At 72.7% G+C, this 23,767-nt stretch carries 22 protein-coding genes; 4 read left to right on the plus strand and 18 right to left on the minus strand.

Features of this window, described 5'->3' with window-relative positions:
* Positions 1 to 1,005, minus strand: a 1,005-nt coding sequence (locus Q0L15_RS18295; protein ID WP_296605880.1) for an ATP-binding protein, incomplete at its 3' end; no start/stop codon positions are given.
* A 119-nt stretch (positions 1,006 to 1,124) separates the two neighbouring features.
* Between Q0L15_RS18295 and Q0L15_RS18300 the strand changes: the two genes are divergently transcribed.
* Positions 1,125 to 3,230: an elongation factor G-like protein EF-G2 gene (locus Q0L15_RS18300; protein ID WP_296605881.1), complete on the plus strand. Its 2,106-nt coding sequence runs from the start codon at positions 1,125 to 1,127 to the stop codon at positions 3,228 to 3,230.
* A gap of 51 nt (positions 3,231 to 3,281) precedes the next feature.
* On the opposite strand, the gene Q0L15_RS18305 is transcribed toward Q0L15_RS18300, so the two are convergent.
* The 4 genes from Q0L15_RS18305 to Q0L15_RS18320 all read right to left on the minus strand — a co-directional run bounded on the left by Q0L15_RS18305 (position 3,282) and on the right by Q0L15_RS18320 (position 9,149).
* Positions 3,282 to 5,177: a penicillin-binding transpeptidase domain-containing protein gene (locus Q0L15_RS18305; RefSeq protein ID WP_296605882.1), complete on the minus strand. Its 1,896-nt coding sequence runs from the start codon at positions 5,175 to 5,177 to the stop codon at positions 3,282 to 3,284.
* A 72-nt stretch (positions 5,178 to 5,249) separates the two neighbouring features.
* The gene (locus Q0L15_RS18310; RefSeq protein WP_296605883.1) at positions 5,250 to 6,971 is read right to left on the minus strand and encodes a DEAD/DEAH box helicase; all 1,722 of its coding nucleotides are present in this window, start codon (positions 6,969 to 6,971) and stop codon (positions 5,250 to 5,252) included.
* Positions 6,972 to 7,057: 86 nt separating this feature from the next.
* A complete protein-coding gene (gene glmS / locus Q0L15_RS18315; protein ID WP_296605884.1) occupies positions 7,058 to 8,899 on the minus strand; it encodes a glutamine--fructose-6-phosphate transaminase (isomerizing) in 1,842 nt (613 codons plus the stop codon).
* Between the two features lie 16 nt (positions 8,900 to 8,915).
* A complete protein-coding gene (locus Q0L15_RS18320; protein ID WP_366939601.1) occupies positions 8,916 to 9,149 on the minus strand; it encodes a hypothetical protein in 234 nt (77 codons plus the stop codon).
* Positions 9,150 to 9,454: 305 nt separating this feature from the next.
* Between Q0L15_RS18320 and Q0L15_RS18325 the strand changes: the two genes are divergently transcribed.
* The 3 genes from Q0L15_RS18325 to Q0L15_RS18335 all read left to right on the plus strand — a co-directional run bounded on the left by Q0L15_RS18325 (position 9,455) and on the right by Q0L15_RS18335 (position 11,346).
* On the plus strand, positions 9,455 to 9,604 hold the full coding sequence (locus Q0L15_RS18325) for a hypothetical protein (protein ID WP_296605886.1): 150 nt from the start codon (positions 9,455 to 9,457) through the stop codon (positions 9,602 to 9,604).
* Between the two features lie 145 nt (positions 9,605 to 9,749).
* A complete protein-coding gene (locus Q0L15_RS18330; RefSeq protein WP_296605887.1) occupies positions 9,750 to 10,340 on the plus strand; it encodes a YceI family protein in 591 nt (196 codons plus the stop codon).
* 88 nt (positions 10,341 to 10,428) lie between these two features.
* Positions 10,429 to 11,346, plus strand: a complete 918-nt coding sequence (locus tag Q0L15_RS18335; RefSeq protein ID WP_296605888.1) for a GNAT family N-acetyltransferase — start codon at positions 10,429 to 10,431, stop codon at positions 11,344 to 11,346.
* A gap of 24 nt (positions 11,347 to 11,370) precedes the next feature.
* Here the strand turns inward: Q0L15_RS18335 and Q0L15_RS18340 are convergent, their stop codons facing one another.
* The 13 genes from Q0L15_RS18340 to Q0L15_RS18400 form a co-directional block, all read right to left on the minus strand.
* The gene (locus Q0L15_RS18340; RefSeq protein WP_296605889.1) at positions 11,371 to 13,089 is read right to left on the minus strand and encodes a nucleoside hydrolase; all 1,719 of its coding nucleotides are present in this window, start codon (positions 13,087 to 13,089) and stop codon (positions 11,371 to 11,373) included.
* Positions 13,086 to 13,574: a hypothetical protein gene (locus tag Q0L15_RS18345; protein WP_296605890.1), complete on the minus strand. Its 489-nt coding sequence runs from the start codon at positions 13,572 to 13,574 to the stop codon at positions 13,086 to 13,088. Before Q0L15_RS18345 ends, Q0L15_RS18340 begins: the two co-directional genes overlap by 4 nt.
* Entirely contained in the window at positions 13,571 to 14,404 is an 834-nt protein-coding gene (locus Q0L15_RS18350) for an ATP-binding cassette domain-containing protein (RefSeq protein ID WP_296605891.1), read from the minus strand. The genes Q0L15_RS18345 and Q0L15_RS18350 overlap by 4 nt, the downstream gene beginning before the upstream one ends.
* Positions 14,401 to 15,234 carry a hypothetical protein gene (locus tag Q0L15_RS18355; protein ID WP_296605892.1) on the minus strand — a complete coding sequence of 278 codons (834 nt, stop codon included), beginning with the start codon at positions 15,232 to 15,234 and terminating at the stop codon, positions 14,401 to 14,403. Before Q0L15_RS18355 ends, Q0L15_RS18350 begins: the two co-directional genes overlap by 4 nt.
* Positions 15,231 to 15,770 (minus strand): RNA polymerase sigma factor, encoded by a 540-nt coding sequence (locus Q0L15_RS18360; RefSeq protein WP_296605893.1) that lies wholly within the window; start codon positions 15,768 to 15,770, stop codon positions 15,231 to 15,233. The genes Q0L15_RS18355 and Q0L15_RS18360 overlap by 4 nt, the downstream gene beginning before the upstream one ends.
* Positions 15,771 to 15,850: 80 nt before the next feature.
* On the minus strand, positions 15,851 to 16,459 hold the full coding sequence (locus Q0L15_RS18365) for a hypothetical protein (protein ID WP_296605894.1): 609 nt from the start codon (positions 16,457 to 16,459) through the stop codon (positions 15,851 to 15,853).
* Positions 16,456 to 17,667 carry an acyl-CoA dehydrogenase family protein gene (locus Q0L15_RS18370; RefSeq protein ID WP_296605895.1) on the minus strand — a complete coding sequence of 404 codons (1,212 nt, stop codon included), beginning with the start codon at positions 17,665 to 17,667 and terminating at the stop codon, positions 16,456 to 16,458. The genes Q0L15_RS18365 and Q0L15_RS18370 overlap by 4 nt, the downstream gene beginning before the upstream one ends.
* Positions 17,668 to 17,676: 9 nt before the next feature.
* Entirely contained in the window at positions 17,677 to 19,320 is a 1,644-nt protein-coding gene (gene mctP, locus Q0L15_RS18375) for a monocarboxylate uptake permease MctP (RefSeq protein WP_296605896.1), read from the minus strand.
* A gap of 7 nt (positions 19,321 to 19,327) precedes the next feature.
* Positions 19,328 to 19,603 carry a DUF3311 domain-containing protein gene (locus Q0L15_RS18380; RefSeq protein WP_296605897.1) on the minus strand — a complete coding sequence of 92 codons (276 nt, stop codon included), beginning with the start codon at positions 19,601 to 19,603 and terminating at the stop codon, positions 19,328 to 19,330.
* A gap of 234 nt (positions 19,604 to 19,837) precedes the next feature.
* Positions 19,838 to 20,956 carry a hypothetical protein gene (locus Q0L15_RS18385; RefSeq protein WP_296605898.1) on the minus strand — a complete coding sequence of 373 codons (1,119 nt, stop codon included), beginning with the start codon at positions 20,954 to 20,956 and terminating at the stop codon, positions 19,838 to 19,840.
* Between the two features lie 162 nt (positions 20,957 to 21,118).
* A complete protein-coding gene (locus Q0L15_RS18390; protein ID WP_296605899.1) occupies positions 21,119 to 21,577 on the minus strand; it encodes a DUF1707 domain-containing protein in 459 nt (152 codons plus the stop codon).
* Positions 21,574 to 22,263, minus strand: a complete 690-nt coding sequence (locus Q0L15_RS18395) for a PadR family transcriptional regulator (protein ID WP_296605900.1) — start codon at positions 22,261 to 22,263, stop codon at positions 21,574 to 21,576. Before Q0L15_RS18395 ends, Q0L15_RS18390 begins: the two co-directional genes overlap by 4 nt.
* A gap of 155 nt (positions 22,264 to 22,418) precedes the next feature.
* Positions 22,419 to 23,767, minus strand: a 1,349-nt coding sequence (locus Q0L15_RS18400; protein ID WP_296605902.1) for a M3 family metallopeptidase, incomplete at its 5' end; no start/stop codon positions are given.

A 23,767-nucleotide genomic window follows, 5' to 3' on the forward strand; every position in this document is an offset into this window, starting at 1 on the left:
CGCGCGGTGCAGCTCGGCTCGGCGTACGGCGGGGGTCGCCTCGGCGATCACCCGGCGCAGCACCGGCGGGGTGAACCGCACCGTCTCGCCGGGCCGGGCGACCAGCCCGGCCGTTGCGGCCTCGCGCAGGTCGTCCTCGGCGCCGATCCGTCCGGCGCGCTCGAGCTGGCGCACCGTGGGCCGGTGCAGCAGGGCCGCGCACGCCAGGGTCTCGCGGACCTCCTCGGGCTGGCCGAGGAAGCGGGCTCGCAGGACGGCCTCGATCGTCGCGGGCAGCGGCGTGGGCCGACCGAGCAGCGTCGGGTGCGCGCCGATGGCGCCGCACAGGGCGAGTGCGACCGACGGCAGGCCGCCGGACTCGGCGTAGACGCGTTGGGCCAGGTGGGCGGGCAGGCCGTGGCGGCCGAGCAGCTCGATGGTGTCGCCGGCGTCGAGCGGAGGCACGTCCACGCGGTCGAGGTCGGGCAGGGCGAGCGTGGCCTCCTCGGCGCCGACGGTCGCGACCAGGCCGACCCGGCCGGGGAGCCGTCGCCGGCCGTAGCCGATCACGCAGGCCGAGTCGGCATCGAGCCACTGGGCGTCGTCGAGCAGCAGCAGCACCGGCCGGCTCGCGGAGAGCTCGTGGAGCAGCGAGCGGAACTCCGCGCACAGCACCGTCCTCAACGCATCGGTGGAGAGACCCTCCGCCAGCCGAACGGCCGGGGGTCGGGGCGGCTCGTGGTCCGGGCCACGGAGCTCGGCCGGCACCTGGTCGAGGAGGTCCTGGAGCGCGGTGAACGGGACCGACCGCTCCGACGGCGTACCGGCTGCGCGGAGGATCAGCGGTGCCGGTCCCGGACCGGTGCGGACGTCGTTGCGCGCCTCGTCACGGACGTCGTCCTCGAGCGCGTCGAGCAGCGCGCTCTTGCCGATGCCACTGGGGCCGTGGAGGGCGACAGCGCGGCCCCGCCCGAGGAGGTCGCGCACCTCCGAGAGCAGGGTGAGACGACCCACCACCCGAGACATGGAACCCCCAGCGTAGGCGACGCAAACCATGACCAACAGCCCTTGTGCCTGGGACCGATGAGGGGTTTGGTCGGAGGACGGAGGTCCCATCAGCGAGACCCGTGGCACCAGGAGTGGTCATGGCAGACAAGGGCGGCACGAACAGGAGAGCATCGGGACAGGATCTGGCGGCGAGCAGCCCGGACCGGATCCGCAACGTGGTGCTGGTGGGACCAGCCGGTTCCGGCAAGACCACCCTCGCGGAGACCCTGCTCGCCGCCTCGGGCGCGATCCCCCGCGCCGGCTCCGTCCGCGACGGGACCACCGTCTGTGACCACGAGGAGTCCGAGCACGCCCACGGGCGCACGAACTCCCTCAGCGTCGCCCCGCTCGTCCACGAGGGCGTGAAGGTCAACCTCGTCGACACCCCGGGATACGCCGACTTCGTCGGTGAGCTCCGCGCCGGTCTGCGGGCCGCCGACTGCGCCCTGTTCGTGATCGCCGCCAACGACGGCGTCGACGACTCCACCCGCGCCCTGTGGCGCGAGTGCGCGGCCGTCGGCATGCCGCGGGCGGTCGTCGTCACCAAGCTCGACCAGGCGCGCGCCGACTACGACGGCGTGCTGCGCCAGGCCCAGGATGCCTTCGGCGAGCGGGTGATGCCGCTCTACGTGCCGGTCCGCGACGGGGCCGAGGTCACCGGTCTCACCGGGCTCCTCCCGCCGAGCGAGGAGGCCGAGGCGACCGGGCTGCGCGGCGACCTGATCGAGGCCGTGATCGAGGAGTCCGAGGACGAGTCCCTCATGGACCGCTACGTCGGCGGGGAGGAGATCGACGAGAAGGTCCTCGTCGAGGACCTGGAGCGCGCCGTCGCGCGGGCCACGTTCTTCCCCGTCGTCCCCGTCTGCTCGATGACCGGTGTCGGCTGCGCCGAGCTGCTGGACCTGGCGATCCGCGCGTTCCCGTCGCCGGCCGAGCACCCCTCCCCCGACGTGTTCCTGCCCTCGGGCGCCGCGGCCGACGCGATCGCCTGCGACCCCGACGGCCCCCTGGTCGCCGAGGTCGTCAAGACGACGAGCGACCCGTACGTCGGCCGGCTGAGCCTGGTCCGGGTGTTCTCGGGAACGCTCGTGCCCGACCAGACCGTCCACGTCTCGGGCCACTTCACGTCGTTCTTCGGCGACGGCGCGGGCCACGCCGACCACGACGAGGACGAGCGGATCGGCAACCTGGGCCACGCGTTCGGCAAGCTCCAGTTCCCCACCGAGCGGGTGGTCGCGGGCGACCTGTGCGCCGTCGGCAAGCTCTCGCGCGCCGAGACCGGGGACACGCTCTCGGCGGTCGACCAGCCGCGGGTGCTGCGGCCGTGGTCGATGCCCGAGCCGCTGCTGCCGACCGCGATCGTGGCGCGCAGCAAGGCCGACGAGGACAAGCTGTCGCAGGCGCTGTCGCGGCTGGCCGCCGAGGACCCGTCGCTGCGGATCGAGAACAACGCCGAGACCCACCAGCTGGTGCTGTGGTGCATGGGCGAGTCGCACGCCGAGGTCACCCTCGAGCGGCTCACCGAGCGGTATGCCGTGCACGTCGACCAGGTGCCGTTCGTCGTGTCGCTGCGCGAGACGTTCGCCGGCAAGGGCGCGGGGCTGGGCCGGCACGTGAAGCAGTCCGGCGGGCACGGACAGTACGCCGTGTGCCAGATCGAGGTCGAGCCGCTGCCCGAGGGCGGCGGGTTCGAGTTCGTCGACAAGGTGGTCGGTGGCGCCGTACCCCGCCAGTTCATCCCGAGCGTCGAGAAGGGCGTGCGCGCCCAGATGGAGCGCGGGGTGCGCAACGGCTACCCCGTCGTGGACCTGCGGGTCACGCTCCTCGACGGCAAGGCGCACGCGGTCGACTCCTCCGACATGGCCTTCCAGATGGCCGGGGCGCTCGCGCTCCGCGAGGCTGCGGCGGCCACGACGGTGACGATGCTCGAGCCGTACGACACCGTGACCGTGGTCGTCCCCGACGACCTCGTCGGCGGCGTGATGAGCGACCTGTCGGCGCGACGGGCGCGGCTGCTCGGCACCGACAAGGTCGGTGACGACCGCACCCAGGTGCTGGCCGAGGTCCCGCAGACCGAGCTGGTCCGCTACTCGGTCGACCTGCGCTCCTCCACCCACGGCGCCGGCGTCTTCACCCGGACGTTCGCCCACTACGAGCCGATGCCCGAGGAGGTCGCCCGCACGGTGACGCCGCGGGAGGGCTGAGGGCCGGCTCCCGTTGACCCGCCCGAAAGTTTCGGGCGGGTCAACGGCGATCTAGCGAGCGGCCCGCAGGAACGCCTCGAGGATCGGGCCGGCCGTGCCGGAGCCGGACGAGCCGACGTCGACGAACACGGCGACGGCCAGGTCGCCCTGGGCGGCGATCATCCAGGCGTGGGTGAGGAGCTTGCCGTCGCGCTCGAACTCGGCGGTGCCGGTCTTGGCGATCACCGGCGGGCCGGGCACGTCGAGCAGGCCGGTGCCGCTGCCGGAGGTGACGACCGCACGCAGCATCGAGCGCAGGGCGGCCACCTCCCCCGGCTTGAGCGGCGGGGCGTCGTCGGGCACCGAGACGTCGACCGACCTCACCAGCCGCGGCACGACGGTGTGCCCGGCCTGCACCGAGGCGATCACGGTCGCCATCGCCATCGGTGAGGCGAGGACCTTGCCCTGGCCGATCAGGTCGGCGGCCGCCTCGGTCTCCGACGCGGGCGCCTCGACGCTGCCGAAGTAGGACGGGAAGCCGAGGTCGTGGTCGATGCCGAGGCCGAGCGAGGCCGCTGCCGCCGCGAGATCGCCGTCGGCGAGCTTGCCCCGCTGGGAGATCACCGCGGTGTTGCACGAGTTGGCGATGGCGGTACGCAGCGGCACGTTGCCGATCGCGCTGCTGGGGTAGTCGTCGTAGTTCTCGAACCGCTTGCCGTCGACGACGATCGACCGCGTGCACGGCACCACCGTGTCGGGCGTCAGCCCCGCCCGCAGCAGCGCCAGGCCGCTCACGCTCTTGAACGTCGACCCCGGCTCCAGCTGTCCGTACGTCGCGAGGTTGAGGCCGTCGTTGCCGGGGCCGTTGGCGGCCGCGAGGATCGCGCCGGTCGACGGCCGGATCGCCACGAGTGCGCTGCCCGGCCCGACCGCGGCCAGCTCGCGCTCGGCGGCCAGTTGCAGCCGCTCGTCGAGCGTGAGCTCGAGGGGCGTGCCCTGCTTGGCATCGACGCGGAACAGCTGGCGCTCGCGCCCGTCGGAGGCGACCGCGTCGACGACCATGCCGTCGGTGCCCTGCAGCTGCTCGTCGTAGCGCGCCTGGAGGCCGGACAGACCGGCCTGGTCGCCCGGCTGGTAGCGCTCGGGGTCCTTCTTCACCATCTCGGCGGTGACGGGACCGACCGTTCCGAGGATCGGCGCCGCGAACTCGCGCGTCGGCGCCAGCGGGATGTCGTCGGGCACCGCGAGCGCGCCCGGGATCGCGTCGTAGCCCTGGGCGACCGCCGTCGGCACGTCGTCCTTGCGGAACACGATCGCCTCGACGAACGCCTTGTCACCCGCGGCCGCGACCTGCTTGGCGTACGGCGCCGCGTCGACGTCCACCAGCCGCGCCAGCCGGCGAGCGGAGCCGGCGGCCCGGCCGGCCGGCACCTGCGAGCGGTCGATGCCGAAGCGCACGACCGGCCGCGCGGTCACGAGCGCGACCCCGTCGGCGCCCATGATCGGGCCGCGACCGCCACCGATCGGTGTCATGTCGAGCACGGTGCCCGCTCCGAGGCTGGGCTCGACCAGCGCGCGCGACCAGTCGACCTGCCACGCGTCGTCGACCTTCGTCAACGGCGCCTCGGTCGTGTAGGACCACTCCTCGCCGGCCACCGGCCAGCTCCAGGACAGGGTCGCGATCGCGGCGTCCTCGCCGTCGTCGGCGGTCTCGGCGACCGTGACGGCCGGCGTGGTCTCCCCCATCCCCTCGATCACCTTCGCGTACTCCGCCGTCACCTCCTCGGGCGATGCCTGCGTGAACGCGACGTCGCCGAAGTCGCCCCCGACGAACGCGTCCGCGAGGGCATCGGCCGCCTCGTCGGGGTCGGGACCGGTCACCTTCTCGGCCGCGTCGCACCCGGAGAGGGCCGTGCCCACGAGCAGCAACGCAGCGATGACTGGGGAGACGCGGCGACCCGAACGCATGGGGTCGGTTCTACCAGCCGCCTCCGACCATGTCCTCGACCGCGGCCTTGAACCGAGGACGGAGTCCCCGAGTCAACGGTTCTTGTGGCGGGGCTTCCTCGGGGGGCCGTCGGCGCGGGGGCCGCCCGAGTCGCGCTGGAGCTCGATGAGCTTGCCGGAGATGCGGGTGTTGCGCAGGGCGTCCCAGACCTCGCCCGGGAGGTCGGCGGGGAGCTCGACGAGCGAGAAGTCCGGCCGGATCTGGATGTGGCCGAAGTCGGCGCGGCGCAGGCCGCCCTCGTTGGCGATCGCGCCGACGATCTGGCGCGGCTCGACCTTGTGGCGCTTGCCCACATTGATCCGGTACGACGCCATCTCGACGTCCGAGCGCGCGGTGCGTCGCTCGCGGCTGGCCGAGCGCTCGGGGCGGTCGCGCTCCTCGCGCGGCTCGCGCACCGGCTTCTCCGCGGTGGGGTCGATCAGCAGCGGCGTCTCGCCCTGGGCGACGACGGCGAGCGCAGCTGCGACGTCGACCTCGGGCACGTCGTGCTCGCGCACGTAGTGGGAGACGATGTCGCGGAAGCGCTCGATGCGCGCGGTGTTGGCGAGCGCCTCGGTGATCGCGTCGTCGAACCGCGACAGCCGGGTGGCGTTGACGTCCTCGGCCGTGGGCAGCTGCATCTGGGTCAGCGGCTGCCGGGTGGCCTTCTCGATGTGCTTGAGGAGGTAGCGCTCGCGCGGCGTGACGAAGGAGATCGCATCGCCGCTGCGACCGGCGCGGCCGGTGCGCCCGATGCGGTGGACGTAGGACTCGGTGTCGGTGGGGATGTCGTAGTTGACGACGTGACTGATCCGCTCGACGTCCAGGCCGCGGGCGGCGACGTCGGTGGCGACCAGGATGTCCAGCTTGCCGGACTTGAGCTGGTTGACCGTGCGCTCGCGCTGCGCCTGGGCGACGTCGCCGTTGATCGCCATCGCCGAGAACCCGCGCGCTCGCAGCTTCTCGGCGAGCGTCTCGGTCTCGTTCTTGGTACGGACGAACACGATCATGCCCTCGAAGTTCTCGACCTCGAGGATGCGCGTGAGGGCGTCGACCTTCTGGGGGTAGGACACCATCAGGTAGCGCTGGGTGATGTTCGGCGCGGTCGCGGTCTTGTTCTTGACCGTGATCTCTTCGGGGTCGGTGAGGTACTGCTTGGAGATCCGCCGGATCTGCGCGGGCATCGTCGCCGAGAACAGCGCAACGTTCTTGTCCGCGGGGGTGTCGGCCAGGATCGTCTCGACGTCCTCGGCGAAGCCCATGTTGAGCATCTCGTCGGCCTCGTCGAGGACCAGGAAGCGCAGCTCGGTGAGGTCGAGCGTGCCCTTCTCGAGGTGGTCCATGATCCGGCCCGGGGTGCCGACCACGACGTGCACGCCGCGGCGCAGCGCGCTCAGCTGAACGCCGTAGGCCTGGCCGCCGTAGACGGGCAGCACGTGCACGCCCTTGATCCGCGCGGCGTAGCGCTCGAAGGCCTCGCAGACCTGGAGCGCGAGCTCGCGGGTCGGGGCCAGCACCAGCGCCTGCGGGGTCTTCTGCGACAGGTCGAGCCGGGACAGGATCGGCAGCGCGAACGCCGCGGTCTTGCCGGTGCCGGTCTGGGCGAGGCCGACGACGTCGCGTCCGGCCAGCAGCGGCGGGATCGTGGCGGCCTGGATCGCCGAGGGCGTCTCGTAGCCCACGTCGGCGAGGCCCTTGAGGACGGGCTCGCTGAGCCCGAGGTCGGCGAACGTCACCTCGGTGGTGGTCGTGTCGTCGTTCTCGTCAGTGCTCACCCGTCAACGGTAGTGGGTCCGCGGACCACGCGCTGATTCGTCGTCGCGGTGGGCTGGGTCACCCCGGCTCGGCGCCGGACCACCGCTCACTCCACCGTGACGGACTTCGCGAGGTTGCGGGGCTTGTCGATGTCGTGGCCCAGGTGCAGGGCGGCGTGGTAGGCCAGCAGCTGGAGCGGGACCGTGAGGAGGATCGGGTCCAGCTCGCGCTCGTTGCGGGGTACGACGACGCGCTCGACGTCCGGTCGGCCCTCGAGGTCCCCCAGGTCGACGTCGGCGTGGGTCACGACGACCAGCGGACCGCGCCGGGCGGCGATCTCGTGCAGCGCGGCGACGTTGCGGTCGGTCAGCTCGTCGGCCGGCACGATCGCCACCGTCGGCACGGCTTCGGAGATCAGCGCCAGCGGCCCGTGCTTGAGCTCGGAGGTCTGGTAGGCCTCGGCGTGCCGGTAGGAGATCTCCTTGAACTTCTGAGCCCCCTCGCGGGCGACCGGGAAGCCGCGCACCCGTCCGACGAAGAACAGGCTCTCCGCCTCGGCGAGCCGCTCGGCCAGTCCCGCCAGCGCGCCCTCCTGGGCGAGCACCTCCTCGATCTGCGCGGGCAGCCGGTTGAGGCCGTCGATCAGGCGCCGCCCGTCGGCGATCGAGAGGTCGCGCACCCGGCCGAGCTGGAGAGCGAGCAGGGCGAAGCCGAGGAACATGTTCGTCAGGGCCTTGGTCGAGGCGACCGCGACCTCCGGCCCGGCGTGGAGGTAGATGCCGCCGTCGCACTCGCGGGCGATCGCGCTGCCGACCACGTTGACCAGCCCGACCACGCGCCCGCCCTTGCGACGGATCTCCTGGACGGCGAGCAGGGTGTCGATGGTCTCGCCGGACTGGCTGACGGCGACGTAGAGGGTGTCGGGCTCGATGATCGGGTTGCGGTAGCGGAACTCGCTGGCCGCCTCGGCGTCGGCCGGGATCCGCGCCAGCTCCTCGACCAGGCCGGCACCCATCTGCCCGACGTAGTAGGCCGACCCGCAGCCCAGGATCTTGACCCGCCTGATCGCCCGGGTCTCGCGGGCGTCCATGTTCAGCCCGCCCAGGTGGGCGGTGCCGAACCGCTCGTCGAGCCGCCCGCGCAGCGCCCGCTCGGCCGCAGCGGGCTGCTCGTGCATCTCCTTGCTCATGAACGACTCGTGCTCGCCGGCGTCGTACGCCGCCGGGTCGACGTCGAGGACCGTGGCCGTCTTGGCGGTCGACGTGAGGTCCTGCCGGTAGGTCGTGAACCCGGTGGCGGTGACGCTGGCGATCTCGCCGTCGTCGAGAAGGGCGACGGTGGTGGTGTGCCGCACGATGGCCGCCAGGTCCGAGGCGACGAACATCTCCCGCTCCCCCACGCCGACGATCAACGGGCTCCCGTTGCGTGCCGCGACGATGCGGTCGGGGAAGTCGACGTGGACGACCGCGATGCCGTAGGTGCCCTCGATCGCGGCGAGCGCCTCGCTCACCTTGCCCTCGAGGGTGTCGGCGCCCGACAGCGCGATCAGGTGCGCGAGCACCTCGGTGTCGGTGTCGCTGACCAGCTCGACGCCCTGCTCGGTCAGCCGGTGGCGCAAGGCCGCAGCGTTGTCGATGATCCCGTTGTGCACGACGGCCACGCGGGCCTGCCCCGCGGGCGCGTCGGTGTGCGGGTGGGCGTTGACGTCGTTCGCCGCGCCGTGGGTGGCCCACCGGGTGTGTCCGATGCCGACCTTCCCGGCGAAGCGCTTGGGCAGGCCCTCGGCCAGGTCGCGCACCCGACCGGCGCGCTTGGCGACCCGGATGCCACCGCTGGCGAGCACCGCGACGCCGGCCGAGTCGTAGCCGCGATGCTCGAGCCGGGTCAGTCCCTCGACGAGGATCGGGGCTGCCTGCTGGGCACCGACGTATCCGACGATTCCGCACATGGTGGGGTGTCCTCTTCTATCCGTAGACGATGCGGCGCAGCTGGCGCTCGCTCAGGGTGGGCGCCGCGACGACGCGACCGGCGAGCTCGGCGATCAGCCGGGCGAAGATCTCGTCGTTGCGGGCGCCGTAGGTCTTGAGGTGGGCGTGCCGGCGCCGGACGTAGTCCTCGACCGGCTCCGCGTGAAAGGCGACCACGTCCTGGATCACCCGCGCGGCCTCGGCCGCGGACAGGCCGGTGCTGGCGGCGATCCGGCCGACGAGCTCGGGGTCCGGGATCGCGGGCGACTCGCTCACAGACCGATCGTGCGCGTATCGGCGACCCACTGACAACTTCCTGCCCGAAATCGGGCAGATATTGGGTACGAAGACCGACCGGGCCAGGGTGCCACCGGATGCCGCGGACGCGCGCCGGCCTGCGAAGTGGAGCACGAGCGGCTCCTGGCCGCGCGACCTGGGGTGGAAGTGGAGCACGAGACCCCGGATCGGCCGGTTTCGTGACACCCAGGTGGAACTGGGCTACGCTAGGTGAACAGAAGGTGAACGAAAGGCATCCGATGAACGACACCAGCATGACCAGCAACCTCGTCCAGACCTGGGTGCCCGTGATCGACGCCCAGGGACGCACCCGCCTCGAAGCCCGGTGGACGGCACCCCTCCAGACCGGCACGCCCGTGCACGCGGTCCACGCGCCGCACGCCGCCTGATCCAGCTCCCGCCCGGCCCGCCAGAGAGCTCTGGCGGGCCGCGGCCATTTCGCGAAGAATTTCGCTCCGGCGGGAATGAACCGGACCGCAGTCCGGTTAAGGTGATCAAAGGTTCAACCAACTGAGACCACCCCGAGGAGCCCCCATGTCCATCTTCAGCCGCAAGACCGAGCAGACCTTCGACGCCCCGACCGCCGCCGTCGAGGACATCTCCGGCGACTACACGATCGACCCGACCCACACCCGCCTGGGCTTCAGCACCCGGCACGCGATGGTCACGACCGTCCGCGGCCAGTTCACGGACTTCGCCGGCACCGCCCACGTCGACGCCGCCAACCCTGGCAACTCCACCGTCCAGCTGACCATCCAGACCGCCAGCATCGACACCGGCGTCGCCGACCGTGACGGCCACCTGCGCTCCGCCGACTTCTTCGACGCCGAGAACAACAAGGAGATCACCTTCTCCTCCACCAAGGTCGAGCGCGACGGCGACGACTGGGTCATCACCGGCGACCTGAGCATCAAGGGCGAGACCAAGCCCGTCACCATCACCTTCGAGCCCACCGGCTCGGCGCGCGACCCGTTCGGCAACCTGCGCATCGGTTTCGAGGGCGGCACCGCCATCAACCGCAAGGACTGGGGCCTCACCTGGAACGCCGCGCTCGAGACCGGCGGCGTCCTGGTCTCGGAGAAGGTCAAGCTCGAGTTCGACGTCTCCGCGATCCGCAACGCCTGAGCCTCACCCTCACTGGTCTCGACCAGTGACACCGCCTCGAACGGGGCCGCCGGAAAATCGGCGGCCCCGTTCGGCGTCTCCTGCTTCGATGTCCCCCGTGCCTGCACCTCTCCCGCTCCCCGACGGCCTCGTCCAGCGCCCCCTGACCATCTCCGACGCCGCCGCGGTGACCGCGGTGATGGCCGCCCAGGAGGAGCACGACACCGGGACGGTGTCGATCGAGGAGGCCGACATCCTCGGCGACTGGGGACGCCCGTCGTACGACGTGTCGGCCAACACCGTCGGCGTCCTCGAGGGCGACCGCCTGGTCGCCTACGCCGAGATGATGGGCGGCGACCGCGGCGATGCCGCGGTCCACCCCGACCACCGGGGCCGCGGCATCGGGACCGCGCTGGCCGGCTGGATGCAGGACAAGGCCCGCGAGGCCGGGTCGAGCGTGATCGGCATGCCGGTGCCCCAGGGCTCGCCGGGCGACCGGCTGCTCGAGGCGCTCGGCTACCACGTGCGCTGGGAGAGCTGGGTGCTGAAGGTGCCCGCCGACGCCCAGGTGCCGCCGCGCGACCTGCCCGCGGGCTACGCGCTCCGCGAGGCGACCCCTGCCGACCACGAGGCCTGCTGGACGGTGGTCGAGGACGCGTTCCTCGAGTGGTCGGAGCGCGATCGCATGCCGCTGGACGACTGGCTGGCGACCGTGGTCGGCCGGCCCGGCTTCGAGCCGTGGAACCTGCGCGTGGTGACCGACCCCGAGGGCGCGGTCGTGGGTGTGACCCAGGTGTTCATCGCGGGCGGCGAGGAGGGCTACGTCAACAAGGTGGCCACGCGGCGCGACCAGCGCGGCCGCGGGATCGCGCAGGCGATGCTGGTCGACGCCTTCGCCGCAGCCGCCGCCCACGGCGCCACGTCCTCCGGCCTCGACACCGACTCGCGCACCGGCGCGCTCAGCCTCTACGAGAAGGTCGGGATGCGGGTGCACTCCACCTGGGTGAACCGCGCGATCCGTCTCTAGAAGGTATGCGGGACCGCTTGCCTTCTAGCCCAAGGCGTCCTCGAAGGCCGCGTCCAGACGATCGTGGTCCAGCGCGGTCGCGACCCGCACCGGCCCCGGTCCGTCGCGGTGCAGCCGCCCGGACCCGTCCACGGTCCAGCTGCCTCGCTCGACCGTGACCAGGTCCGGCTCCACGGAGGCGGCGGCGGTCGCGCTGTCCCACCACTTCGGCGGGCTGTAGGTCGGGACCAGCCATGCGACCGGCGGGACGGCAGCGGGGATGGCGTCGTCGGGAACCACGGTCAGCGGGACGCGGCCCGCGAGCACGGTGGCGAACGCCTCCGGGTCGGCGGCGGCGTTCCATTCGGCGACGCCGTCGACGTCCGGCACCTCCACCGCCCCGGCCATCGAGGTGATGTCCGCGATCCGGGCGTACGCCGCGGGGTCGTCGGCCGCCAGGTCGCCGAGGTTCGTGAGCGGTCCGAGCGCCACCACCCGCAGGCCGGCGTGCCTGGCCGCCAGCCGGCCGATCAGCTCCGGCGCCGCGACCGGTGCCGGAGTGAACGTCGTGTCCCGCCGAGCCATCCCGCTGCCGGCGACGGCGAACCGCCGCCAGTCCTCCGGCCACGGCCGTGCCGCGTCCTCCCGCCCGCAGGCGACCGGGAGCGGCGCGGCGCCGAGACCGAGCACCAGGTCCGCGACCAGGTCCACCCCCGGGTCGCACCCGACCAGCCCGGTGCCGGCGATCGTCACCGCCTCGACGCGGACGTCGGTCCGGCGCAGCAGGAACGCGAGCGCCGCGAGGTCGTCCCCGGCGAGGTCGGTGTCCACGACGATCGGCGTCGCGTCGGCGTCGTCCGGCGCGATGCCGAGCGGAGCCGCCGCCTCGACGCGCTCGCCGTCGTCGTACGGCGCTGCCACGTGCTGGAGCGCGACCGCGCCGATCGCGACGGCGAGCCCCAGGGGCAGGAGCGCCCGGCGTGCGGCGCCCGCCAGCACCACGCCGAGGAGCAGCAGCACCAGGCCGAGCAGGTAGGCGTCGTGGGCCAGCGCGACGAGGGGCGAGACGACCAGCCGCGCCCAGTGGTCCTGGTACTCGCCGGGAGCGGAGAGCAGCCAGTCGGCCGGGAACGTGCTCGGGTCGGTCCGGATCGGGCCGACCTCCACGGAGAACGGCTGCACCTGCACGACGGCGACCCACCGCGTCCCGGGTCCGGCGAAGAGCCAGTACGTCCCGCCGACGAGGAACCAGAGGACGGTGAGCACGATCGCGGCCGCGAGCGTGTGCCGCAGGACGCGGACGGCCACGGCCCCGACGACCACGGCGACGGCGGCGAGGAGCACGGGCTGGAGCAGCTCGGGCGGGGTGTGGTGGGCGTGCAGGGTGCGGCCCGGGTCGTCGCCGAGCGGCACGCCGCCGACCAGCCGCAGGCCGACCGCCCCGGCGGCGACCACGAGCGCGACCAGGGCGACCAGGGGCAGCCCACCGGCCAGCCGGGCGCGGGCGCGCTCGGACGGCCCGAGCGGCGCGGCCTCGGCGACCGGCACGAGCTCGCGCCCGAACGCCGAGACGCTCGCGACCGAGACGCCGAGCAGCAGCGGCGTCAGCGCCGCCACCAGGCCGGTGTAGCGCTGGCCCGACCAGTCCTCACCCCAGACGTCCCAGGCCACCAGCAGGGTCAGCGCCAGGCCCGCCCAGGGCGCGGGGTGTCGCAGCATCCGGCGGCCCTCGAGCCGGGCGAGCTCCCTCGTCGCTGCGCTCATCGGTTCCTCCCCAGCACGATCACGACACCAGCAGCAGCGCCCACCAGCGCCGCGTGGACCTCCCAGTCCCAACCGGCCGACCAGGCCACCACCGCCCACGCCAGGGGTACGGCGGCGCCGGCGGCCACGCCGCACCAGAGCGCGGTGGCGAGCCCGCAGGCCAGCAGCGCCAGCAGCCCGAGCACCGGGCCGCCCGCCGTCACCAGCCAGACCGCCAGGCCGGTGGGGCCGAGCAGCACGAGCCGGCGACCCCGGCGTACGGCTGCCGAGGTCGGCACCGCGGCCAGCAACGGCGCGGCCGGGTCGCGCATCCCCGCCACCTGGGCGCCGGCGAGCGCTGCCGCACCGATGCCGACCAGGCCCGCGGGCCAGCCGCGGGCGCCGAGGGGGGACAGCACGGCCGTGACGGCCAGCAGGCACACCACTGCCCCGGCCAACGGGGCCCAGCTGATCGCTCGCACCGTCGGCCACCACACCGCGCTCATCCCGTGTGCTCCTCGCGCGCGAGGAGCAGGTAGCCGTCGTCGAGCGTCGGGTCGACGACGGACGCTCCCGTCGGCGGGTCGCCCAGGTGGCGGTAGCTCCCGGCGGCGGTCAGCCAGCTGCGGATCGCCTCGGGGTCCTGGCGGTCGTCCTCCCAGACGCGTCCGGCGGCCAGGCCGGCCAGGTCGGCGGGCGTGCCGGCGAAGCGCACGCGCCCGTCGAAGACGACCACGACCTGGTGGCACAGCGCCGTGACCTCCGAGATGTTGTGGGTCGACATCAGCACGGTCGGCGCCTGGGACAGCAGCGACCGCAGCCGCAGCCGCTGGTCGGGGTCCAGGCCGTTGGCGGGCTCGTCGAGCACCAGCAGGTCGGGGTTGCCGAGCATCGCGGTCGCCAGGGCGACCCGCTGCCGCTTGCCGCCGGACAGGCTGCGGATCTTGCGGTGCATCACGTCCTCGAGCTCGACCGCCGCCAGGACCCGGCGTACCTCCTGCTGCCGGGCACGGCGGTCGCTGTGCTCCTTGAGGATCGCGACGTAGTCGACCATGTCGTAGGGCGTGAAACCCGGGTAGAGCCCCGGGCTCTGCGGCAGGTAGCCGAGCCGGCGACGGATCTCGAGGCGCTCGTCGGGCCGCGCGGGGTCCAGGCCCAGCACCCGCAGCCGGCCCGCGTCGGGGGCCAGCACCGTGGCGGCCATCCGGAGCAGGGTGGTCTTCCCGGCCCCGTTGGGTCCGAGCAGCCCGATCACCCCGGGACCGGCGCTCAGCGAGACGCCGTCGACCGCGCGGGTGCGGCCGAAGGCCTTGGTGAGCTCGACGGCCTCGATCATGCGGTCCTCCGGTAGACGACGGCGTCGCGGCGCGCCACGGTGAGCACCACGGCGGCCAGGCCGACCGCCAGCGCGAGCGTCTGGGTCGCCGGGGCGGCGACGACGTCGGCGAAGGCCTCGGGCCGCAGGGTCTGGCGGGTGGTCACGGCGGTGAGCACCAGCAGGGCCCAGCCCCCGGCCGCGCCGAGCGCGACGTGCAGCGGGTCGATGCGGGTGGTGCCTGCGAGCAGGGTGACGGCGGCGAGCGCGAGGCCGGGCAGGCACCAGGCGAACGCCAGCCGGACCGGGACGTCCTCGACGGCGAGGTCCACGGCGAGCAGCCCGAGCAGCGCGACCGGTACGGCGACGGCGGCGACGAGCAGCGCGCGCAGGGCGACCAGGCGGAGCCCGGCGGCCGGGGTCGCGAGGCTGATCTCGCCGCTCGGGTCCGAGACGTCGCGGTAGGCGAGCGCGACCGCGGCGACCGGGGCCAGCGGCGCCGCGACGAGCAGCGCCACCAGGCCGGCGTCACCGACGAGCGCCGCCGTCAGCAGCGGCACCAGCCCCACGAGCAGGACCGCGGCCAGGGCGGCGCGGAGCGTGGCCGGGGTCGCGACCGCGGGGCGCAGCAGCCAGGACCGGCGCGAGGGCCGGTCGATCGCATCGGCGAGCCGTGCCCAGGCCTCGTCGCGCCCGGCGTCGTCGGCGAGCGACGCGAGGCGACCGCGGCAGGCGGCACAGGAGGTGAGGTGTGACTCGAGCGACGCGCTCAGGACCGGGGGACCGTCGCCGGCGAGGTACGCCGCCAGGTCGCCGTCCGCGGCGTGCCACGGCTCGCGGTGGGTGCTCATAGGAGTGCCTCCCTCAGCTCGGTGCGGGCTCGACTCATCCGGCTCTTGACGGTGCCGCTCGGGATGCCGAGCAGGGCGGCGGCCTCGCGGGTGCTGAGGCCGTCGATGACCGTCGCCTGCACCACCGCGATCAGCTCCGGCGAGAGCCGTCCGAGCGCACGACCCACGTCGGAGTGCTCGACCGCGAGCAGCACGGCCTCCTCGGCCGACGGCTCGTGCTCGTGGCGCAGCCCGGCGAGCCGCTCGAGCACCGACTTGCGGGGGCGCAGCCGGTGCAGCAGCGTCCGGATCGCGATGCCCCAGAGCCAGGCGGCGACCTCGCCCTGGCCGGCGTACTTCTGGGGCTTGTCCCAGACGACCAGGAACGTGTCGTTGACGACCTCGGCGACGATCGCCGGGTCGGAGCAGCGCTGCCGCACGCGCGCCGCGAGCCATGGCTGGTGGCGCGTGAACAGCTCGTGGAGAGCTCCGCGGTCGCCCTCGGCGATCTCCGCGAGCAGCTCGCGGTCGCTGCGGAGCGCGGGGTCGACGGTCACGCTTCACTGTGCCATCGAGGCGCCCGAACGGTTCGCCGCCGCGACGAGGTGGTCTCGACCACCTCGTCGCGGCCGGGGGATCAGCCCTCGACGGTGGTCACGACCGTCGTGACCGACGGCCGCGGCGGGGTGGAGGAGAACCCGAACCGTGGCGGCGGGGTGACCGGCGCGAGGCGGCCGAGGTCGACGCCGTCGAGGACCCCGCTCGCCGCCACCACCTCGTGGGCGTCGGTGGCGCCGTACCACTCACGCCGGTCGTTCCCGGCCGAGCCGCGGGTGCGCACGCCGCGCAGCAGCACGCGCGCGACCGGGTCGGTGACGGTGCACCACGCGGGACTCTCGGCGAGCCGACGGGGCACGACGCGCAGCAGCCGGCCCAGCGGCGTGCGGCGTCCGAGCGTCAGGTCGAGCTCGAGCGATGCCGAGCGGAGCCGCCAACCGTCCACCGAGACCGGCTCGATCCGCACCTCGTCGAAGGAGTAGGTCGACGCCACGAAGTCGGCGACCGGCTGCGTCGGCGCGAGCAGCACCCGGTGCCCGGTCGCTGTCTCGACCATCGCGTCCGCGAACGCGCCGTACGGCGACTCCTCCCAGCGCCCGACCACGACACGGATCCCGCTGGTGGTGCCGACGCCGGCGATCGCACCGCGGAAGCGGGACCTGCTCGGTCGTGGGGGTGGGCCCGTCACCGGATCGGCGCCCCCGAGACGGTGCGCGCGATGACCAGCCGCTGGATCTCGGAGGTGCCCTCGAAGATCGTGTAGATCTTGGCGTCGCGCGCCATCCGCTCGACGGGGTACTCGCGGGTGAAGCCGTTGCCCCCGAGGATCTGCATGGACTGGCCGGTCACCCGGACAGCGGTCTCACCGGCGAACAGCTTGGACATCGAGCCCTCGGCCTGCTCGAACCGCTTGCCCTGGCGGGCCATCCACGCGGCTCGCCACACGAGCAGGCGGGAGGCCTCGATCGAGGTGGCCATGTCGGCGAGCGTGAACGCGATGGCCTGGTTCTCGATGATCGGCTTGCCGAACTGCTCGCGGGTCTTCGCATAGTCGAGCGCGACCTCGTAGGCGGCGCGGGCGATGCCGATCGCCTGGGCGCCGACCGCGGGGCGGGTGCGCTCGAAGGTGGCCATGCTGGCGTTGCCCCGCGCCCCGCCGCCCTCGCGGGCGCGCGCCATCCGCTCGTCGAGCTTCTCCTTGCCACCCAGGAGGCAGCGTCCGGGGACCCGCACCTGGTCGAGGACGACCTCGGCGGTGTGCGAGGCGCGGATGCCGTGCTTGTGGAACTTCTGGCCCTGGCTGAGACCCTTCGTGCCGGGTGGCACGACGAAGCTCGCCTGGCCGCGGGTGCGCAGGTCGGGGTCGACGACCGCCGTCACCACGTGGACGTCGGCGATGCCGCCGTTGGTGGCCCAGGTCTTGGTGCCGTTGAGCACCCACTCGTCGGTCGCCTCGTCGTACGTCGCGCGGGTGCGCATCGCGCCGACGTCGGAGCCGGCGTCGGGCTCGGAGGAGCAGAACGCCCCGAGCTTGAGGTCGCCCGGCGTGCCGTACATCGCGGGCACCCACTCGGCGACCTGCTCGTCGGTGCCGTTCGCCCGGACGCCGGCTGCGGCCAGGGAGGTGCCGACGATCGAGAGACCGATGCCGGCGTCGCCCCAGAACAGCTCCTCCATGGTGATCGGGAAGCCGAGCCCGGTCTCGTCGAGGGCCTGGGTGACGATGAAGTCGACCGAGTAGAGGCCGACCTTCGCGGCCTCCTCGACGACCGGCCAGGGGAACTCCTCGCGCTCGTCCCACACCGCGGCCGCGGGGCGGACCACATCGGCGGCGAAGTCGTGGACCCAGGCGCGCAGGTCGAGGTGGTCCTGGTCGAGGTCGAAGGACGGCGTCACGGGCCGACCCTACGCGCGGACGTGCTCGTGCGGCTCGAGCTCGGCCTCGACGCCGGGGTCGCCGGCGTCCGCGTGGTAGTCCTGTGGCCGGGTCTGGTCGACGCCCTCGTCGAGGCGCATCGCGCGGAACACGACGGTGAGCACGACCGCGACCAGCAGGTTGGCCAGGAACGCGATGAGGGCGATGTAGACCTTGGTCTCGGTGCCGGGGAAGTTCACCAGCGGGCCGCCGAAGTGGTCCTGCTGGGGCGAGGCGACGCCGTACGCGAGCCAGGTGCCCCAGGCCATGCCGACCGCCCAGCCGGCGAACAGCGCCCACCGGTGCAGCCAGCGGGTGTAGAGCCCGATGACGATCGCGGGCAGGGTCTGCAGGATCCAGACGCCGCCGAGCAGCTGGAGGTTGATCGCGAACGACTTGGACAGGGCGAGCACGAAGACGAGCGCACCGAACTTCACGAACAGCGAGGCGATCTTGCTCTGCCGGGCCTCCTGGGCGTGCGTCGCGTCGCGGTTGATGAAGGCCCGATAGATGTTGCGGGTCCACAGGTTCGCCGCGGCGATCGACATGATCGCGGCCGGCACGAGGGCGCCGATCACGATGGCGGCGAACGCGACGCCGGCGAACCACGGGCTGAACTCGTTCTCGAAGAGCTGGGGTACCGACTGCTGCGGGTTGTCGACCTTCACGCCGGCGGCGATCGCGACGAAGCCGAGCAGCGCCAGCAGGCCCAGCAGGAAGGAGTACGCCGGGAGCAGCGCGGCGTTGCGCCGGATGACCGAGCGGCTGCGCGTGGAGAGCACGCCGGTCACCGAGTGCGGGTACATGAACAGCGCCAGCGCCGAGCCGAGGGCGAGCGAGGCGTAGGCCCACTGGGCCGGGCCCGGCGGCATCATCGCCTGCGGCGCCTTGTCACCGGCTGCGATCGCGTCGGCGTTGTCGGCGTTGAACGTGGCGAAGCTGTCCTTGGCGGTGCTGAACACGTGGTCCCAGCCGCCCAGCTGCGAGGGCAGGTAGATCACCGCCACGATGATCACCAGGTAGATGAGCGTGTCCTTGACGAACGCGATCAGGGCGGGCGCGCGCAGGCCGCTGGAGTAGGTGTAGGCCGCCAGCACCACGAACGCGACCAGCAGCGGGAAGTCCTTGACCAGCCAGTTGTCGCTGTCGGTGCCGATGCCCATCACCTCGAGCACGACCTGCATGCCCACCAGCTGCAGCGCGATGTAGGGCATCGTCGCGAGGATGCCGGTCAGCGCGACCGCGAGCGCCAGCGGGCGGCTGTCGTAGCGACCCTGCACGAAGTCGGCGGGGGTGACGTAGCCGTGCCGGTGGCTCACCGACCACAGGCGGGGCAGGAAGACGAAGATCAGCGGGTAGACCACGATCGTGTAGGGCACGGCGAAGAAGCCGACCGCGCTGCCGGCGTACAGCGTCGCGGGCACGGCGATGAAGGTGTAGGCGGTGTAGATGTCGCCGCCGATGAGGAACCAGGCGATGAACGTGCCGAAGCCGCGGCCGCCGAGCCCCCACTCGTCGAGGCTGTCGAGGTCCTGGGCGCGGCGCCAGCGGGCGGCGGCGAAGCCGAGCACGGTGACGACCAGGAAGAGGAAGACGAAGACGCCGAAGACGACGCCGTCCACGTGGTCGATCATCGCCCGCTCACCGCCGGCTCTCGTCGCGGTGGGCTCCGGTGCCGTCCGGTTGGGGCGGCAGGCCGTGGGCCACGCGCTCGGCGCGGTCGACGCCCTTGGCGAGCACGTACGCCGGGACCGTGAGCGCCACGGCGACCACGATCAGCAGGAACTGGAACCAGTAGTAGAACGGGAACCCGAGCAGCGTCGGGTCCTCCCGGTCGTAGAGCGGCACCCACAACGGGAGCACCACCGCCGGCGCGAGCAGCGCGGCGACCAGGATCCAGCGGCGTCTCGACGTCATGACAACCTCCCGAGATGGACGAACAGTCGTGACGCCGGTCACGTTCCCACATCGGCGGGTGACGACACCTGCGGGCGCTGGAGGGGCGGGGTCGCGAGACCTCGCCGGGCGGGCGTGCTCCTGTCAGGCACGCCGCGCCCGGCGGGGGGCTCGGGGAGCACTCCAGGCGTGCCCGAGCCCGCCCCGGACGCGGGACGGGCTCGGGTCAGTCGGTGGAGCGCAGGTCGGTGGCCGCTAGAAGATCGGGTTGGCCGTCCGGCTGTTGATGCAGAGCGTCCCGATCGTGACCGACGCGCTCGCCGCTCCACCGTTCCAGAAGGAGTACGCGCGGGTCTTCGGTCGCGGCTCCATGCCGAGGAACCAGTTGTGCTGCCAGTAGTTCCCCATCCAGAACCATCCGACCGCGGCCTTGTAGCCGGACCAGCTGTCGTTGTCCTGGTCACAGGAGTACTGGACCTCGTACGGGTCACCGGCGGGGATACTGGTGAGGTGTCCGGCCGTCGGGTTGGAGCTCGGCATGTGGGCCATGCCGAGCGCATGCACGTGCGAAGCCCCGCTGAGCACCTTGCGGCTGATGCACTTGCCGTAGAACGTGCCCGAGGTCAGCCCGGTCCCACCGAACTCCCAGGTCCACGCGAGGCCGTTGCTGCCGTACTTCGGGTAGCTGCCGACGAGGCGGTGGTCGGTAGCAGCGCTGTCCAGCTTGAAGCCCGGGGCGACGAAGTACTCGGTGTTGACGCCCGCGGCCGAGGCACACGGGGCCCCGCCCCATTCGTAGTAGCTACGGCTCCCCGGCCAGCTCGGGTGGTCGATCGTGGACGTCGCGATCGGAGTCGCGTTGGTGACCTTGACCTGGTGCCGGTGCGAGTTGGTGTACTCCGTGTAGCCGCGGATGCAGGTGACATACAGCTTGACCTGGGCGTCGCCGTACGCGCGGTTCTCGATCTGGAAGTTCCACTTCCGGCTGTCGACCTGGTCGGGGTAGGACGCGACCACGTGCACATCACGCTCATCGTTGTAGATGCCGCCCGTCGTGTCCGTGCTCGGGAAGTCAGGGTCCTCATCGGGGTCTGCCTGCGGCGGCTGGTACTGGTCGACGTGCTTGACCACCCACATGCCGTCGAGCACGACGTCGCCGCTGTTGCAGCTGAGGGTCGGCATCGTGGTGTCGCCGACGGTGTCGGTCCCGACGCCCTTCAGCTTCAGGTTCTTCTCGGCCTTGTAGATGTACACGTCGTGCTTGTGCTTCGCGCCGGCGGCGTCTGCGGGAGCGACGGAAGTGGCGACCAACGCCAGCGGGGCGACGAGCGCTCCGACGGCGGCCGCGATGCGGAACCGGTGTTGAGCCGTCATGATGACGATCTCCTTGCTATGACAGGAAATGGGGCGTTGAGCACGTCTCTCCCGAGAGCGTTCCTCCGGCCCCCCCAGCCCGGTTCGCGTCAGGTTAGGTCGACAGCCCGGCAAGGAGACAACTGGTCTACGACAGTGGTCTACGACACTGGTCTGACGTCCTCATCTGGACCAGTGACGAGCGCGCGCCGGTCTGCGGTGGCGGCCCAGCACGAAGAACATGACCAGGACGCCGGCCAGGATCAGCGGCAGGTGGGTGAGCACCGTGAGCACCAGCAGGACCATCAGCACGACCACGAGCGGCGAGGGGATCCCGCGGCGGAACGGTGCCACGCCGCCGGCCCAGTACGTCGTGCGACGCGCCGCGCCGGCGCGCATCGGGGCCGCCGGTCCGTACCAGCCCGGCAGGTCGCGGAACACCGGTCGCAGGTCGGCTCGGGTGCGCGCCGCCCAGATGCGGTCGAGACGCTCGGCGTGCTCCTCGGTGGTCACCCGCCCCTGGGCGTAGTGCTCGCCCAGGGCCGCGGCGGCCTGCTCGCGCTCGGCGTCGCCGATGCGCAGCTGGTCCTCGCCGGAGCCCCACCCGGCCGGCATCCAGCCGGCCGGACCCCGACCGGTCACGACTCGTCCTCGGTCTCGACGTCGCCGTCGGCCAGCACGCCGTAGAGCCGGCGCCGGGTGTCGACGAGGATGGCGACGGCGGCGCGGCGCTGCCGGTCGCTGCCGCTGGTGACGATCTGCCAGACCGCGCTCATGACCTGGCCGATCTCGGGCTTGAGGTCGGCGTACCCGTCCTCGTCCTCGCGCTGCGGGTCCTCGAACGGCGCCCACACCGCGCTCAGCTCGTCGGCGTGCTCGCCCACGTAGGCCTCGCCCTCCGCGGTGAGCCGCAGGCTGCGCCGGCCGGCGCTGTCGTCGGTGGCGATCAGGCCCTCGTCCTCGAGCTGCTGGATCGTCGGGTAGACCGAGCCGGGGCTCGGGCGCCACGCGCCGTTGCTGCGCTCGGCGATCTGCTGGATGACCTGGTAGCCGTTGACGGTCTCGCCGTTCCACTGCGCGGTGCGCACGACGTCGAGGATCGCGGTGCGCACGTCGCCGCGCCGGACCCGCGGACCGCGCTGCCGGTCCCCCTGCGCGAGCCCGAACAGCCCCGCCACCCACGGCGGCGGTCCCGGGTGCCCGGGCCGGCCGAAGCCGCCCGGCCCACCCCACGGGCCACCCCACGGCCCGCCGCGGCGTCCGCCGTGCTGGTGCCACTCCTGATCCACATGGCCGGCCCACTGCCGGCTGTAGCCACGCTGTCCCATGCCAGGACTCCTTCGCCGTCTGCGTCTGTAGGTGGTCGCGCGACGATCAGTCGTAGACCTGTCGCCATCATGTCGCGATATATCGTGAGCGTACGCCGACGGGCCGTACCGGACAAGGAGGATCCCCGGCGGGCCGGGGATCCCGACACCGACCCCTACCGCGCCAACCAGGCGGCGTAGGCGTCGAAGGTGTAGGGACGGCCGAGGAAGTCGGCGACCAGGTCGGCGGCGTCCTTCGAACCGCCGGGGGCCAGGACGTGGTCGCGGTAGCGACCGGCGACGGCCGGGTCGAAGAGGTCCGCGGGGTCGAAGGCCGAGAACAGGTCCTTCGCGATCACCAGCGACCACATGTAGGTGTAGTACGCCGAGGAGTAGCCACTGAGGTGGCCGAAGCTGGCGAACATGTGGGTGCCCTCGATGTAGGGGAACGGCGAGTAGCGCGCCTGCAGGTCGCGCATCGCGGCGGTGAGGTCCTCGGGCTGCGAGGTGTGGAACCAGTAGGACATGGCGGCGTAGAACATCTGCGTACGGGCGTGGTAGCCCTTGCCGAACTCGTCGGCCGCGCGCATCCGCTCGACCAGGTCGGCCGGGATCGGCTCGCCCTCGGGTGAGGCCGCGAAGGTGCGCAGCACGTCGGCGTCCCAGGCCCACTCCTCGAGCAGCTGGCTGGGCGCCTCGACGAAGTCCCACTCGGTCGCCACACCGGAGAACCGCGCCCACTCCCCGTGCCCGCCGAGCACGTGGTGCACGAGGTGGCCGAACTCGTGGAACAGCGTCACGACGTGGTCGTGCTCCATCAGCCCGCGCGAGAAGTTGCAGACCAGCGCGCCCTCGGGCAGCTGGCGACCGGCGAGGCCGTCGGCGAGCGTGAACTGCGCGGCGTGCTTGTACTTGCCCTCCCGCGGGTGCAGGTCGAGGTAGATCCGGCCGATGACGGCCCCGTCCCGCACGACGTCGTACGCCGCCACGTCCTCGTGCCAGACCGGCACGTCGACCGGGCGGTACTCGAGCCCGAAGAGCCGTCCGGTGACCTCGAGCAGCCCCTGCCGGACCGCCGCGAAGTCGAAGAAGGTGCGGACCTGCTGGGCGTCGACGTCATGGCGCTCCTGGCGCACCAGCTCCTCGTAGTACAGCGAGTCGGCCGTGTCGATCGCCGTCGCGCCGGGGACGTCGCGGCGGTAACGCTCCAGCAGCAGCGCGAGGTCGCGTCGCATCGGCTCCTCGGCGGCGGCGGCGATGCGGTCGATGAAGGCCGGGATCTCCGGTCCGTCGCCGATCATCTTCACCGCGGCGTCGTACGACGCCCAGTCGGCGTAGCCGACGAGCGTGGCCAGCTCGTGGCGCAGCGCGAACATCTCGCGCAGCAGCGCCTCGTTGTGCGGCCAGCCCCGCTCGAGGAACGCGACCGTGACGTCGCGCCGCACGGCGGCGTCGCGGGCGAACATCCGCACCGGCACCGAGTCGGGGTAGTCGGTGGTGATCGTGACCAGCCCGTCCTCCGCCG

The sequence above is a fragment of the Nocardioides sp. genome (genome assembly GCF_024509035.1).
GTDB lineage: Bacteria > Actinomycetota > Actinomycetes > Propionibacteriales > Nocardioidaceae > Nocardioides.

Bases quoted from the DNA above. Each gene is read 5' to 3' on its own strand.
- Q0L15_RS18300 (WP_296605881.1), top strand. From the start codon at position 1,125: ATGGCAGACAAGGGCGGCACGAACAGGAGAGCATCGGGACAGGATCTG.
- Q0L15_RS18305 (WP_296605882.1), bottom strand. From the start codon at position 5,177: ATGCGTTCGGGTCGCCGCGTCTCCCCAGTCATCGCTGCGTTGCTGCTC.
- glmS (WP_296605884.1), bottom strand. From the start codon at position 8,899: ATGTGCGGAATCGTCGGATACGTCGGTGCCCAGCAGGCAGCCCCGATC.
- Q0L15_RS18325 (WP_296605886.1), top strand. From the start codon at position 9,455: ATGAACGACACCAGCATGACCAGCAACCTCGTCCAGACCTGGGTGCCC.
- Q0L15_RS18330 (WP_296605887.1), top strand. From the start codon at position 9,750: ATGTCCATCTTCAGCCGCAAGACCGAGCAGACCTTCGACGCCCCGACC.
- Q0L15_RS18335 (WP_296605888.1), top strand. From the start codon at position 10,429: ATGTCCCCCGTGCCTGCACCTCTCCCGCTCCCCGACGGCCTCGTCCAG.
- Q0L15_RS18340 (WP_296605889.1), bottom strand. From the start codon at position 13,089: ATGAGCGCAGCGACGAGGGAGCTCGCCCGGCTCGAGGGCCGCCGGATG.
- Q0L15_RS18345 (WP_296605890.1), bottom strand. From the start codon at position 13,574: ATGAGCGCGGTGTGGTGGCCGACGGTGCGAGCGATCAGCTGGGCCCCG.
- Q0L15_RS18350 (WP_296605891.1), bottom strand. From the start codon at position 14,404: ATGATCGAGGCCGTCGAGCTCACCAAGGCCTTCGGCCGCACCCGCGCG.
- Q0L15_RS18355 (WP_296605892.1), bottom strand. From the start codon at position 15,234: ATGAGCACCCACCGCGAGCCGTGGCACGCCGCGGACGGCGACCTGGCG.
- mctP (WP_296605896.1), bottom strand. From the start codon at position 19,320: ATGATCGACCACGTGGACGGCGTCGTCTTCGGCGTCTTCGTCTTCCTC.
- Q0L15_RS18380 (WP_296605897.1), bottom strand. From the start codon at position 19,603: ATGACGTCGAGACGCCGCTGGATCCTGGTCGCCGCGCTGCTCGCGCCG.
- Q0L15_RS18385 (WP_296605898.1), bottom strand. From the start codon at position 20,956: ATGACGGCTCAACACCGGTTCCGCATCGCGGCCGCCGTCGGAGCGCTC.
- Q0L15_RS18395 (WP_296605900.1), bottom strand. From the start codon at position 22,263: ATGGGACAGCGTGGCTACAGCCGGCAGTGGGCCGGCCATGTGGATCAG.